At 34.1% G+C, this 12,616-nt stretch carries 11 protein-coding genes; 4 read left to right on the top strand and 7 right to left on the bottom strand.

Annotated features, from left to right (window positions below; genetic code table 11):
* Positions 1-42: 42 nt before the first annotated feature.
* Positions 43-912 carry a LysR substrate-binding domain-containing protein gene (locus tag RB619_RS06195; RefSeq protein WP_308095458.1) on the bottom strand — a complete coding sequence of 290 codons (870 nt, stop codon included), beginning with the start codon at positions 910-912 and terminating at the stop codon, positions 43-45.
* A 90-nt stretch (positions 913-1,002) separates the two neighbouring features.
* Between RB619_RS06195 and RB619_RS06190 the strand changes: the two genes are divergently transcribed.
* Positions 1,003-2,244 carry an MFS transporter gene (locus RB619_RS06190; protein WP_308095456.1) on the top strand — a complete coding sequence of 414 codons (1,242 nt, stop codon included), beginning with the start codon at positions 1,003-1,005 and terminating at the stop codon, positions 2,242-2,244.
* A 242-nt stretch (positions 2,245-2,486) separates the two neighbouring features.
* Here the strand turns inward: RB619_RS06190 and RB619_RS06185 are convergent, their stop codons facing one another.
* The 6 genes from RB619_RS06185 to RB619_RS06160 all read right to left on the bottom strand — a co-directional run bounded on the left by RB619_RS06185 (position 2,487) and on the right by RB619_RS06160 (position 8,878).
* On the bottom strand, positions 2,487-3,518 hold the full coding sequence (locus tag RB619_RS06185) for an asparaginase (RefSeq protein ID WP_308095454.1): 1,032 nt from the start codon (positions 3,516-3,518) through the stop codon (positions 2,487-2,489).
* Positions 3,508-4,644 carry a 1-acyl-sn-glycerol-3-phosphate acyltransferase gene (locus tag RB619_RS06180; RefSeq protein ID WP_308095451.1) on the bottom strand — a complete coding sequence of 379 codons (1,137 nt, stop codon included), beginning with the start codon at positions 4,642-4,644 and terminating at the stop codon, positions 3,508-3,510. Before RB619_RS06180 ends, RB619_RS06185 begins: the two co-directional genes overlap by 11 nt.
* Positions 4,645-4,707: 63 nt before the next feature.
* Entirely contained in the window at positions 4,708-5,487 is a 780-nt protein-coding gene (locus RB619_RS06175) for a TatD family hydrolase (protein ID WP_308095449.1), read from the bottom strand.
* 303 nt (positions 5,488-5,790) lie between these two features.
* Positions 5,791-7,437: a S41 family peptidase gene (locus tag RB619_RS06170; protein ID WP_308095447.1), complete on the bottom strand. Its 1,647-nt coding sequence runs from the start codon at positions 7,435-7,437 to the stop codon at positions 5,791-5,793.
* Between the two features lie 130 nt (positions 7,438-7,567).
* Positions 7,568-8,290: a tetratricopeptide repeat protein gene (locus RB619_RS06165; protein ID WP_308095444.1), complete on the bottom strand. Its 723-nt coding sequence runs from the start codon at positions 8,288-8,290 to the stop codon at positions 7,568-7,570.
* Between the two features lie 6 nt (positions 8,291-8,296).
* Positions 8,297-8,878: a sigma-70 family RNA polymerase sigma factor gene (locus RB619_RS06160; protein WP_308095443.1), complete on the bottom strand. Its 582-nt coding sequence runs from the start codon at positions 8,876-8,878 to the stop codon at positions 8,297-8,299.
* 125 nt (positions 8,879-9,003) lie between these two features.
* On the opposite strand from RB619_RS06160, the gene RB619_RS06155 reads away from it, so the two are divergent.
* The 3 genes from RB619_RS06155 to RB619_RS06145 all read left to right on the top strand — a co-directional run bounded on the left by RB619_RS06155 (position 9,004) and on the right by RB619_RS06145 (position 12,539).
* Complete coding sequence (locus RB619_RS06155; protein WP_308095441.1) at positions 9,004-9,303, top strand: hypothetical protein; 300 nt, start codon at positions 9,004-9,006, stop codon at positions 9,301-9,303.
* Positions 9,304-9,491: 188 nt separating this feature from the next.
* Entirely contained in the window at positions 9,492-10,475 is a 984-nt protein-coding gene (locus RB619_RS06150) for a hypothetical protein (RefSeq protein WP_308095438.1), read from the top strand.
* Between the two features lie 111 nt (positions 10,476-10,586).
* On the top strand, positions 10,587-12,539 hold the full coding sequence (locus tag RB619_RS06145) for a PKD domain-containing protein (RefSeq protein ID WP_308095435.1): 1,953 nt from the start codon (positions 10,587-10,589) through the stop codon (positions 12,537-12,539).
* Positions 12,540-12,616: the final 77 nt, after the last annotated feature.

Raw genomic sequence — 12,616 nt, 5'->3', positions numbered from 1 at the left:
CACAAAAAAAAATGAGTTTCAAAAGTAAAATCAAATATTACTTTAAATGCTTTTTCGAAATTCTTCCATAAACAATTTTACCGCTTTTTTCTGGTAACCGCCTATCGTCAACATAAAAGCTTCTCTTTTAGTTGCAACACCCGTAATTTGTATTGATTTAAGCTGATCCCAGCCTTTTAGCGCCATTTCTGCAACAATTGTCGCCCAATCACTGTTTTCTACCATTTGCAATAATGCATGTATCGAATGCAGTTCTATTGAAATTTTGGGTTTCATATTGAATTTTTGAAATAACTCTTCGACAAATTCTCTCGAATTCGATCCTTTTCCAGGCAATACCAACGGAATTTCCTCTATTTTTTTAAAAGCTATTTTATCTAAGGCTGCCAAAGCATGCGTTCTCGAAACCGCCAAAACCATGTGAGAAGTAAACAAAGGTATTTTCTTAATGGGCAATTCAATTTCATGTGATGAAATAACCAAAACGACATCTAATTGATTATCTAGAAGTTTTTGTTCCAAAGCTTCTGTTGTTCCATATTCAACAACAATTTTTAGGTTTTGATATTTTTTAGCAAATGTGTTGACAACCGGAAGAATCAGTAAACCAAAAATATAAGTGACGCCAATTCGCAATTCACCACCAATCATTTCATTTAAATCTTCGATTGCCTGTTTACCATTCTCGACATTTTCGACCACTTTTTTGGCGTGAATTAAAAAAACCGAACCTGCTTCTGTCAATTGGACTTTTTTGCCAATTCGCTTAAACAAAGGCAAACCAAGTTCTTCTTCCAATTTTTTGATTTGTTGCGAAAGCCCTGATTGCGTTACAAAACACAATTCGGCTGCTTTAGTAAAATGCAATACCTCAGCCGTTTTTATAAAATATTCAAGTTGATAAATCTCCATATTGATAAGTTTTATTACTTATTATCAGTAAAATTATTAATTTTTCTAATGTAATCATAATCCCGACCTTTGTATTAAATATTTCAAGTCATGTTTAAAGCATTAAAATCTAAAAATTTCAAACTGTTTTTTTATGGACAATCTGTTTCTGTTATCGGAACTTGGTTGCAGAAAACTGCGGTAAGCTGGATGGTTTACAGCATTACAGGTTCGGTGTTTTTATTAGGTCTCGCTACATTTTTAAGCATGATTCCGTCTTTGTTTCTCGCGCCTTTGGCCGGAAGTATTATTGGAAGATATGACCGTCACAAAAGCATGATTTTATTGCAATCTTTAGCCATGCTTCAGGCCGGACTTTTGGCTTTGTTGCTGTATCTAAAAATTTATAACATCAATTTTATTTTAGCTTTAAGTCTTTTTCAAGGAATTATAAATTCATTTGACATGACTTGCCGACAAACCATGATGATTGACATTGTTAATGATAAAGAAGATTTGCCAAACGCCGTCGCTCTAAATTCAACTTTGAATAATTTCGCCCGAATTGCCGGTCCAGCGCTTGCCGGAATTATTTTGCACAATTATGGCGAAGACATTTGTTTCATTGGAAATTTCCTAAGCTATATTCCGGTTTTGATTTCGCTTTTTATGATGAAAATCACACCACACATTAAAGCAGAAGATAAATTTAAAATGCTTGATGATTTTCTTGAAGGTTTAGATTATGTCAAAAAAGAAACCGAAATGGCAAAAATGCTTTTAATGCTAATGTGCAGCAGTTTATTTGTAATTTCTTTCAACACTTTGATGCCGGTTTTTGCCAAAGATATTTTTAGCGGCAACGCACAGACTTTTAGCTGGTTTGAAAGTGCTGCCGGAATTGGTTCTATTGTATCGGCAATTTATCTCGCTAATCTAAAAAGAGCTGACAACATGAACAAAATAATGATCGCTGCGAGCTTATTATTAGGTTTTAGCATTATTATACTTGCTTACTCAAATAGTTTGACTATCGCACTTATTTGCATGGCGCTGAGCGGCGTAGGAATGATGGCGCAAACCTCTGCTATAAATATTTATGTTCAAACACAGAGTTCTGTAAATATGCGTTCCAGAAGCATCAGTTATTATTTGATGGCGTATCAGGGAATGATTCCTGTAGGAAGTTTACTTATTGGGTATGTTTCTCACATTATCGGAACTAGAAATACGGTTGCGATTCAGGGAATTATTTGTATTGTTTCGGTGATTGTTTATGTTTATTATAAAAATCGCAGTACTTCTGAAGAATTAGAAACTTGTCCGGTTCAGTATAGAAATTCGAAAAATTAAAATTACAAATTCCAACTGTGCACAATCTTGTCATTTCGACGAAGGAGAAATCTTCGTTAGAAACTCTACAAAGACTGATGTCTTTAGGAACGGAGTTACTTGCGAAGATTTCTCCTTCGTCGAAATGACAAACTTTGCTTAAAAACAATTCTTTGTCGAGTTTCTAGTGTGATTTCTCCCTTCGGTCGAAATGACAAAAAAGCTTAATTAAATGAACTTATATCACTTATATGGTGAAACTCTTACAGTGAAATCTCACCGCGAAGTGCCGTTTCAAAAATATCTTTAAACTCCTTTTGTGGAATATTATGTCCAAGCAAATACATCAATTTTGTAATTGCGGCTTCAGTAGTAATGTCTTTTCCTGAAATAACGCCTAGCGATTTTAATGCTGTACTGGTTTCGTATTGTCCCATGTTTACGCTTCCGCCAGAACATTGTGTTACGTTAACAATGTGCATTCCGGACTTGATTGCTTTTTCAATTAATTTCAAAAACCAATCTTCGGTTGGAGCATTTCCAGAACCATAAGTTTCTAGGACAATTCCTCGCAAACCTTGAGTTGCTAAAATCGAAGCCAAAACAGCTTCACTCATACCCGGAAACATTTTTATAATCGCTACGTGATTGTCTAATTTTTTGTGGACAATCAGTTTAGCATCTGTTTTTATTGGAAGAAATAAATGCTTGTTTAATTTTAAATGAACGCCAGATTCTACCAATTCAGGATAATTTGGCGCTGTAAAAGCTCTAAAATGTTCTGCATTTACTTTTGAAGTTCGGTTTCCTCGGTACAATTTGTATTCAAAATAGAGGCAAACTTCTTTGATAACCGGTTTTCCGTTTTCCTGAAGAGAAGCGATTTGAATAGCCGTAATCAAGTTTTCTTTTGCATCGGTACGCAAATCACCAATTGGCAACTGCGATCCTGTAAACACAACTGGTTTCGCTAAATTCTCCAGCATAAAACTCAATGCCGAAGCCGAATATGACATCGTATCTGAGCCGTGAAGCACTACAAATCCGTCATATTTTGCATAATTATCCTCAATAATTGTGGCAATTTTGGTCCACATTTCAGGATTCATATTTGAAGAGTCAATTGGATGTTCAAATGAAACCGTTTCGATTTCACAATCCAATTGTTTGATTTCAGGAATTTTTTGAAGTAGTTTTCCAAAATTGAACGCTTTAAGCGCGCCTGTTTCAAAATCTTTGCTCATACCGATGGTTCCTCCGGTATAAATTAAAAGTATTTTAGCTTTAGATGACATCTTGGTATTTCAATTTATTGACAACCGGATTCGCGTACATTGATAAAAATCCTTGTCTTGTAACCGGATTATCACTGCCAATTCTCATTTCTAAACGACGCTCAAAAAGTGATTTTTCGCTTTCTTTATACTTGTCGGCAAATCTGTCGGTTTCGTTTAAAATATCGTACGCAATAAAGTTAGTTGGCCATAATTGATAGTTTTTCAAAATGACATCATCAATTGTTTGTGCCAAAGCCTGAACTTGTTTGTTTCCATTGTCATTTTCGGCCACAATTTGATCAATTTCTGTATCAAGAACATCTCCAACAGAAATATGTATTCTTTTTTTAGTTCCCATGATACCACTCAAAATGGTCATGAAATCTTCGTTTTTATCTTTAACATAAACCTCGTTGTTTGCTTCTGCCATTAATTGTGGCATTTTCAAAACATCTGTCGGATCATATTCATAAGAAATAGAAACTGGAACGATTTTTAATTTTTTGAAATAATCCATCAAATTAGGTTCGTCTGATCCCATTCCAATCATTTTTAAAACGCCTGGATTGGTTTCGTCATTTCCATCTTTTGTTCTTCCTTCTCTCTGAGCAATCCAAACCGAACGATTTTCGCGAAGCAATAATTGCCCCATATATTCAGCAAGCAACTTAGAACTTTGAAGCATTTCACGAGGCGTTAATCCTCTTAAAACCAAAAAGTTTCTGTTCAATTTTGCTAAAGTTGCCAAGAACGCTTTTTTAACCAAATTATCACCAATTGCCGATGCCGTCATTACCAAACCATGTTCGAATAAGCAAACATTCAACAAAGTAGTGTCTAAAAGAATATCTCTGTGATTCGAGATAAATAGATAAGAAGTATTTGGTTCCAGTTTTTCAAAACCTGAAGTCGTTAGACCTTCAGAGCTTTTTTCTAAAACTTTTTGGATTGTATTGTAAATAAAATTACATTGAAAATCACGAATCGAATGTGTTTTTCTCAATTGATCCTTCCAAACCTCATCTTCTACTTCCGGAAAAGTAAAGTTCATCATGGTTTTCATCATAGGATGATTTACTACATCATGAAGGGCTTCATTTATTTCGGAATCATAAAACGGTCGAATGGCATCAAATCTCTGCATTATTTATTTGGGTTTAAGTGGGCAAAAGAACAAAAAAAAAATCAAACTTTTGTAAGGCTTGGGTTAAATCCCAAAAACGTCCTTTGAATTTTGTGTTGTAATTGCTGCAATTTCTTCTTCAGAAACTCCGTAAATGTCGCTTAATTTAGCAATAACATTAATCAAATAACTGCTTTCATTTCGTTTTCCTCTATACGGAATTGGCGCTAAATAAGGCGAATCGGTCTCTAATACAATATGTTTTAAATCGATTTGGTTTAAAAACTGATCTATTTTTCCGTTCTTAAAAGTGACAACTCCACCTATTCCAAGCTTCATTTTGTAAGAAATCGCACGCTCTGCTTGTTCTAAAGTTCCGGAAAAACAATGGAAAATCCCAAATAAATCTTCAGATTTTTCTTCTTCCAAAACTTCAAAGATTTCGTCGAAGGCTTCTCGGCAGTGAATTACAATAGGAAGTTTGTATTGTTTTGCCAGTTGAATTTGTCTTTTAAAAGCAATTTGTTGTTCTTTTAAATGGGTTTTATCCCAATATAAATCAATCCCGATTTCTCCAACTGCATAGAATTTTCGTTTTGATAATTCGGTTTCTACATGCGCCAATTCTTCCAGATAATTATCTTTTACATAAGTTGGATGCAAGCCCATCATTAAAAAGATATTTTCGGGATAATTTTTCTCTAAATCGTACATAGACTGCGTTGCCGCTGCATCGATTGCGGGAATAAAAAATCGCGTGATTCCGGCATCAATAGCGCGCTGAATCATTTGGTCACGATCTTGATCAAATTCTTCTGAATATAAATGAGTGTGTGTATCGGTAATTATGGGTGCTGCATTCAATTGTCTAATTTTTAAAGATGTCAAAATTACGACAATATTAAAAGAATAGCAATTTTGAAGGGAATTGGCACACGGATGACACGGATTCACTTCGTGAAAACACGGATGAAAACGGATTTTTTTTCTTAAAAAGGGAAAACCTTTGTCAAAGTTTAAAACTTTGACAAAGGTTTTCCCTTTTATTTTTTTAATTTATCATCCTGATGAACGAAGGACCTCACAAGAAGCTTCGCAGAGAAAACCCCCATTTTTTCTTACGATCACCTAGTGCGATCCCTCGTTCTTCAGGACGAAAAATAATTTTTACTTTCCTGTTTCAATAAAAACCAAAGCGCGGTCTAAAACCTCATCTTTTCCTTCTTGAATTCCTTTTATTGTTGGTTTCACCTCAATATCTGGTACGATTCCAATTCTTTGTGTTTCTCTTCCATCTGGATAATAAACTCCAATTCCTGAATATCTTGTATGAAATGCTTTAAAATCTAATTCTGTTACATTTCCATCTGCACCAGCAGTTTGACTGCCAATAATTGTTGTATTACCTGCCGTTTGGAAACACATTGCAGTCCACTCTGACTGACTTAAGGAATCTTCATTTAGCAAAACAATAACTTTCCCTTTGTAATTTTCCTTATTTTCAGAACCGCACACTGATCCTTTTGTCCAATAAAATCTTCCTGGATAACTAAAATCAGGATACGTATAAATTGCAAAAGTTTTTTGTTCCGCATTTAAAAATTTGGCTATTTCTGCATACGTTCCCTTAGGGTAATTTCTTAAATCAAAAACAATCGCTTTAGTAGATTTTAATGCTTCAATCATACTAGGAACATTTGCGGATTTTAGTATTTCCATATCGACATATCCGATATTGTTGTCTAAAAGCTTAAATTTTTCTTTCTTTTTCTTTGCTCCTTTTTTAAATTCATTGCGATGTGAATCATGAAAATCATGCCAAACCATCGCTTTTGTTGTGTACTTCCCCTCTTTTAAAAACTCAACATTTACATTGTCTGAAGTAGAAACCAAAATTTCCCTAAGTACCTTCTTTAAATAAAAAGACTCATTAGACGCACAAAACAAATCCCTGTATTCTGTAATTAACTCTTTTACTGTTTTATCATTTATTTTGGTTATTACATCTCCCACTTTTATATCATCTGCTTGTGCAAGACTGTCCGCTAAGATTTCAGTAACAACTATTTTGTCCTCAATTATTTTGCATCTTGCCGGAAAAAACTTTCCGTCTCCTTCATATTTTTTATTATTATAAATAAAAAATTCAACGTGACTATCATCCAACTTTGATGACATTTTCCTTACAACTTCGTAAAACTCACCTTCGTTTTTTACATCAAGAACGAGAGGAAGCGTTTTATCTAAAGTAACATTCCATTTCTGATCCATTACATATTTATATGGAAAACGATATTCGATCAAATTCCAATACATAAACAGCCATAATATTCTTGAGTCTTTATTGTCAAACTTAAGATTAAAATAATCTCCATTTTTTAGAGGATTATATCCCGGGCCAATTTCTTCAGTTGTTTGAAACCTGTTTTCTTCAATGAACTTTAATTTCTTCGAAAGTTTTTTTGAAAACACTTTATCATTATTGATCCAAGACAAATCGAAGTTTTTATCAAAAAACTTCTTGTCTTTTGGTTCGGGAATTGGCGCAATTTCTTTTACAGGACCAAGGTCATCAATCCAGTTCTCAAGAATCAATGAGAACTCTTCTTTGGTTTGTGCCTTTTCTATTTTAGGAAGTTTTTCTAAAAGCTGTTCGTCCCAATTTGTTTTACCGCCTGCAACAACTGGATGATAATATTTCAAAAATCCCCAAACTTTGCAGGTTGCTGCAAGTTTTTCGGTTTCTGTGATTTTTGTGGAGCTAAAAATGGTTTGAGAAAAAATAAGAAGTACTACTAAAGTAATTTTTTTCATTTTTGGTTTAGGTTAAAATAAATAGTTTTTGGGGCTATTTCTTTAAAAAAGAAAACCGAATTTAGAACTAAAATTCTAAACTCGGTTACGGTTTTACGTAAATGGATAAAAATTTTCTTAATAATTGAAATTAATCCAATTCATCCAGAAGCAGTTGCACTTCATCATAATCTTCATAATCCTGCGAAATTGTCTGCAATATTTCTTTACATGATTCGTAATCTCTTTGTTTCAATTTTGATAACGCGAGATACCAAATCGCTTTTTCTTTATAAACCGAATTGCCTGCTTTCACTTCATTAAAAACAGCTTCGGCTTTTAAATAATGGCTTTCTTCTAAAAGAGAAACTCCATAATAATATTGAATTTCTGGTGTTTTTCCTTTTGCCAAAACTTCTTCAAAAAACGGAATTGCCAATGAATATCTTTTGGCATTAAACTCTTTCTCAGCATTTTTTAAAGGACCGTCTTCGCTTCCTCTTTCAGCAAATGAAGCTTGTTCAGGATGATTATAATCGGCGAAAACTGGATTCTGATTGTAATTAAAAAAGAATAATCCAAACATTACGGCAACCGAGGCTGCAACGGCAAGATACCAAGGTTTAAGGCCAATAACTTTTGGCTTTTTGTTGAAATATTCTTCGGAGATTTGATTTAGATTTTCTTTGAATGCTTCTCTTTCTTCTTCAAATCCAAATTTATTTTGCAATTGAAGTTGCACTGATTTAAAAGTTTCAAATTCTGAAGCAAATTGAACATCATCTTTCAATTGCTTTTCAAAGTCATTTTTTTGTTCAGCAGTCAGTTCGCCTTCCAGATATTGATCAAATAATATATAGCGTTCTTCGTTCATGACTAATTATTTTTTTAGAGAATTAAAATTTTTGGCTTCTTGAATCCACTGCGTTAACTGACCAATGCATAACGATTTTTTTTTGCGCACATAACCGTAAGTTACATTTAGTTTTCCAGCAACTTCTTCCATCGATTTAACAGAAAAACTGAGTTTTAGCAGCTCTTGGCATTTGTCTCCCAATTTTTGAAACATAGTGTCAAAAAGTTTCTGTTTTTCATCAAATTCTTCAGTCTGAGCAATTAATTCTAATGCAGATTCATTTATAGATACCACGTCTTCATGAATTGTTACCCCTTTATTTGATATTTTTTTGAATTCGTTAAGCCATTTTCTTTTGCACAATAAAAAAAAGTAGGCATCAAAAGGGCAAGTCAATTTTAATGTTCCTGCTTTTGCCTGATTGTAAAGCAATATCATGACTTCTTGAACAATATCCTGCGCCTGCTCTCTATCGCCTGAATTATTCAAGACAAAAAAAACAACTTTGGGAACGAACTTTTTGTAAATAGATTCAATAATCGCCGAATCATTTGCTGCAAGTCCGTCAATATACATTTGGTCATGATGTATTTTAATTTTCTCCATAAAAAAACTTTTGATTAGTTAAAGTTAAAAAAGAATCTCAAATAATTTAACTATCAGGGTAACAATTACAAAATCAATTTGATATAAAACTGTAATACACTTTTAAACTAAAAAAATTAAAAGGAATGGAAACGTATCAATTTACTAAAGAAAAAAGTCTGGAGCAATTTTACGAAATGATTTCGGTCAAAAAACGAAATGGTTTTGTAATTGTCGAACACAACGAAAAATTGCCGTATGTGGTTTTATCCAAAGAAAAAAAAGCCATCAACCATTTTTTTCATCTCTTTCTTACCTGCCTCACATTTGGGCTTTGGTCGATTGTCTGGCTGTATTTGATTGTTACGCTTTCGCGAAAGAAAAGCATTTTAGTCGCCGTAGATGAAGATGGAAATCTTTTTGAAGACAAATGTTTATCGGCCTAAATAAAAAAATCAAAAATAGGGGTAACAAATTTTTAAGCGAATTGATATAGTGTTATACAAGCCTGAAAAAATATTTTGAAAACAAGGGTAACAAAATCAAACCCAAATTGATTTAAGAATATAAATAACAACCAGAATCTGAAAACCACTTGAAAACAATCAAGACAGATTTATAAAAACTAGAAATCATGAACAAAAAATTTAAAACTATCAGTCTATTATTTTTATTATTAATCTCTTTAGTAAGTTGCGACAACAGCGATGGAGACGATATTAAAATTACACCGCCAACAGCGGCAGCTTTTAAAAGCATTAGTGAAAAAGGAGTTAAAGGAAATACCCAAAAATTTACTGTAACAGCCGGAACCGGAATGATAACAGTAACATCGGCAAAAGGAGTTAAACTAAACATTAACGGAAACTGTTTGACCAAAAACGGAAATGCTGTGACAGGACAAATTGATATTGAATACATCGAGCTTTTTGACAAAGGAAATATGCTGATTACCAACAAACCAACAATGGGAATTACAGCAGACGGAAAGAAAAACTTATTAATTTCTGGTGGAGAATTCTTCATCAAAGCGACTCAAGGCGGTGTTGAACTTCAGACTTCTTGCTCGATGAGTATGATTGTGCCTGCGACGCTTACAGACGGCGTAGACAATGCTATGACGTTATGGACTGGCGTAATTGATGACAAAGGAGAATTGGCTTGGAGAGAAGCAAAAGCTGATGCAAACGGCGCAAACGGAAAAGGTGGTGTTCAAGGCGAAGGAACAAATTATTATGTAACTTTTGGAAACTTTGGATGGACAAATGTGGACCGTTTTTACAGTGACCCAAGACCAAAAACTACTATTCTTGCTGATGCTCCTGATGGTTATGACAATAACAACAGTGCAATTTATTTATCCTATGACGGCGAAGGAACAAATGCTCTTGCAAAGTTAGACACTTATACAGCAGCCGGATTATTTACTGAACATTATGGCCAAATCCCGATTGGTCTTAAATGTCACGTGATTTTTGTTACCGAAGACAGTGGTCAATGGCGTTATGCGATTAAAGCTGTAACCGTTGCCGCCAATGACGTTTACACTTTTACGCTTGCCGAAACTACTCTTGGTACCGAAGCGCAATTGGTCGCAGCAATTAATGCGATCCAATAACTTAGAAATGCTTTTTTAAGAAAAAGTGGTGATTTGCTCATCACTTTTTTTTACATTTAATCCTGTTTTAAAATTGATTACTAAGATTTTAGAACCCAAAACTATCTAGTTATGAAACCACAACTGTCTATTTTCTTTCTTCTATTTTCTATTTTTTCAATAGGACAAACCAAAGTAAAAGACACCATAACCCGAAGAGCCAATATTGGTTTTATCCAAAATGGAAATGCCGTCAATTATAAACCTGAAACACCCCCTTTGATTCCAATTGCGGGTGCGCCAAAACCTAGTTATTCGTATTTATGGGAACTCGGCGACGGTCATTACAGCAAAGAAGCGGAGCCTAAACATGTTTATAAAAACAAAGGAACTTTTACCACGCGCCTTGCTGTGACTAACAATTACGACAATGGAAAACCTCCGGCAACACGTCCTAAAAAAGTGGTTGTAAATGATATTACTGACAACAATTATAAAGACATTGCATCAATTGCGGATCAAAATGGTTTTGCCATTATTAAGAACTGTGATCCTATTCCAGATCAGGAAATGATAGTTGTAGTAAGTTATCAAAATTTGGAAAAATACGTTTCAAGCGGCAAACTGTATTTGTTCTTTAATGAGAAACAATTCAAGAACAATAATTTCGAATTGACTGATTTTAGAACCTATGCAAACGAACGTGAAGTAAAGGAAAATCTTGTGGCTTCTGCCGAAGATCTTGACGATTCGAATAATTTTTTGGCTTCCACCGAAGGGAATTTCAAACCTAAAAAATACCGAAATACAACAACCGAAGAAGATCTTGATGCATCGCTTTCAGAGGCTAATAAAACGTATCATAATGTATCTATTTTAGAATTTGACCAGGCTAATCCGGGGGAAACTCGTAATGTTTTTTATACGTTTAAAACTACTCCCGAAATGATTAAGGACACCAGCGCAACGGTTACCATGCGTGGGATTTTTGTTCCGAATCGAAGTTATAAAAACCATAAAATCAAAAACCTTGAAATGGAAATTGTGACTTCTCACGATCCAAATAAAATGGGATCGAACGGAAGTTTTATGAATTACAGATTGGTGCGTTTTAAAAGAGTGAATTTTAAAACCCGTTTTCAAAATAATGGTGAAGGTCCGGCACGAAAAATTCGGTTAGAAACGGATGTTCCTGATATGTTTGACAAAAAAACATTTCAGATTGAAAGCATGTATCCGGAATGCCCGATTTGCCCAAAAGACGAAGAACCAACCGTTAGTTGTCTCGACACGATTATCAAACAAAAACAGATTATTTTTACTTTCAAAAACATTTATTTGCCAGGAAGCGAACAGAAAAATGTTCAGGAAAAAGATTCTACAAAAGGTTTTGTAAAATATTCGATGAAGTTTGCTGAAGATTTTCATAAAGTAAAAACCAAAAGCCGAACGGCGATTATTTTTGACAAAAACGAACCTATAATTACAAACTACGCTACTACCCGATTTCTTCCGGGAATTTCGATTGGTGCAAAAGCGGGTTACAATATCTATCCTGATCTTGACAAATCGACAAGTTATTTTGTTGGAGCCACTATTTCGCCATTTAAATCGTATCGCTTTTATTGGCAGGCCGAATGGCTAAATGCATTAAACCAATACAACAGCGAGGTTAAAGTTGAAGAGGAATTTTTAACAAATCCAAATGGAGTACGACAATTACAACGCACTACAACGACAACCGAAAACAAAAATATCAATTGGGAAATTCCACTTTTGATTCGCTATAACATTAATAATTATATTGGCGTTGGTGCGGGAGTTCAGGTAAATGTCAATGTTTCTTCGGAACAAAATCAGAATATTCAGGTAGATCTTTATGAAGGTGATAAAGGAAATTTTTTAATTGATTCCAAAACAACTCAAAATACTGTAAAAAATTCTTTTACTGATTTTAAAACGGGACTCTTATTTGATTTAACGGCTGGTTTTGCGAGAATTGGGCCGAGTTTAGGCGCACGTTATGTGATTAATTTTGAACAGAATTTCAATTATATTCAGCTTTATGGAATATGGAAGTTTTAGCTTTTTCACCATATAAGTGATATAAGTTCATATTAAAAAGCTGGAGTTTTGTTTTCTCTCCTAAAAACAAGTTCAAG

Source organism: Flavobacterium sp. LHD-80 (assembly GCF_030929605.1).
Lineage (GTDB): Bacteria > Bacteroidota > Bacteroidia > Flavobacteriales > Flavobacteriaceae > Flavobacterium.
Note: the sequence above shows the minus strand (reverse complement) of the source record. Positions and strands in the feature narration are given on the sequence as shown.

What these genes read in the sequence shown, in the direction of transcription:
- RB619_RS06195 (WP_308095458.1), bottom strand. Translation starts at nt 912, where the DNA reads ATGGAGATTTATCAACTTGAATATTTTATAAAAACGGCTGAGGTATTG.
- RB619_RS06190 (WP_308095456.1), top strand. Translation starts at nt 1,003, where the DNA reads ATGTTTAAAGCATTAAAATCTAAAAATTTCAAACTGTTTTTTTATGGA.
- RB619_RS06185 (WP_308095454.1), bottom strand. Translation starts at nt 3,518, where the DNA reads ATGTCATCTAAAGCTAAAATACTTTTAATTTATACCGGAGGAACCATC.
- RB619_RS06180 (WP_308095451.1), bottom strand. Translation starts at nt 4,644, where the DNA reads ATGCAGAGATTTGATGCCATTCGACCGTTTTATGATTCCGAAATAAAT.
- RB619_RS06170 (WP_308095447.1), bottom strand. Translation starts at nt 7,437, where the DNA reads ATGAAAAAAATTACTTTAGTAGTACTTCTTATTTTTTCTCAAACCATT.
- RB619_RS06165 (WP_308095444.1), bottom strand. Translation starts at nt 8,290, where the DNA reads ATGAACGAAGAACGCTATATATTATTTGATCAATATCTGGAAGGCGAA.
- RB619_RS06160 (WP_308095443.1), bottom strand. Translation starts at nt 8,878, where the DNA reads ATGGAGAAAATTAAAATACATCATGACCAAATGTATATTGACGGACTT.
- RB619_RS06155 (WP_308095441.1), top strand. Translation starts at nt 9,004, where the DNA reads ATGGAAACGTATCAATTTACTAAAGAAAAAAGTCTGGAGCAATTTTAC.
- RB619_RS06150 (WP_308095438.1), top strand. Translation starts at nt 9,492, where the DNA reads ATGAACAAAAAATTTAAAACTATCAGTCTATTATTTTTATTATTAATC.
- RB619_RS06145 (WP_308095435.1), top strand. Translation starts at nt 10,587, where the DNA reads ATGAAACCACAACTGTCTATTTTCTTTCTTCTATTTTCTATTTTTTCA.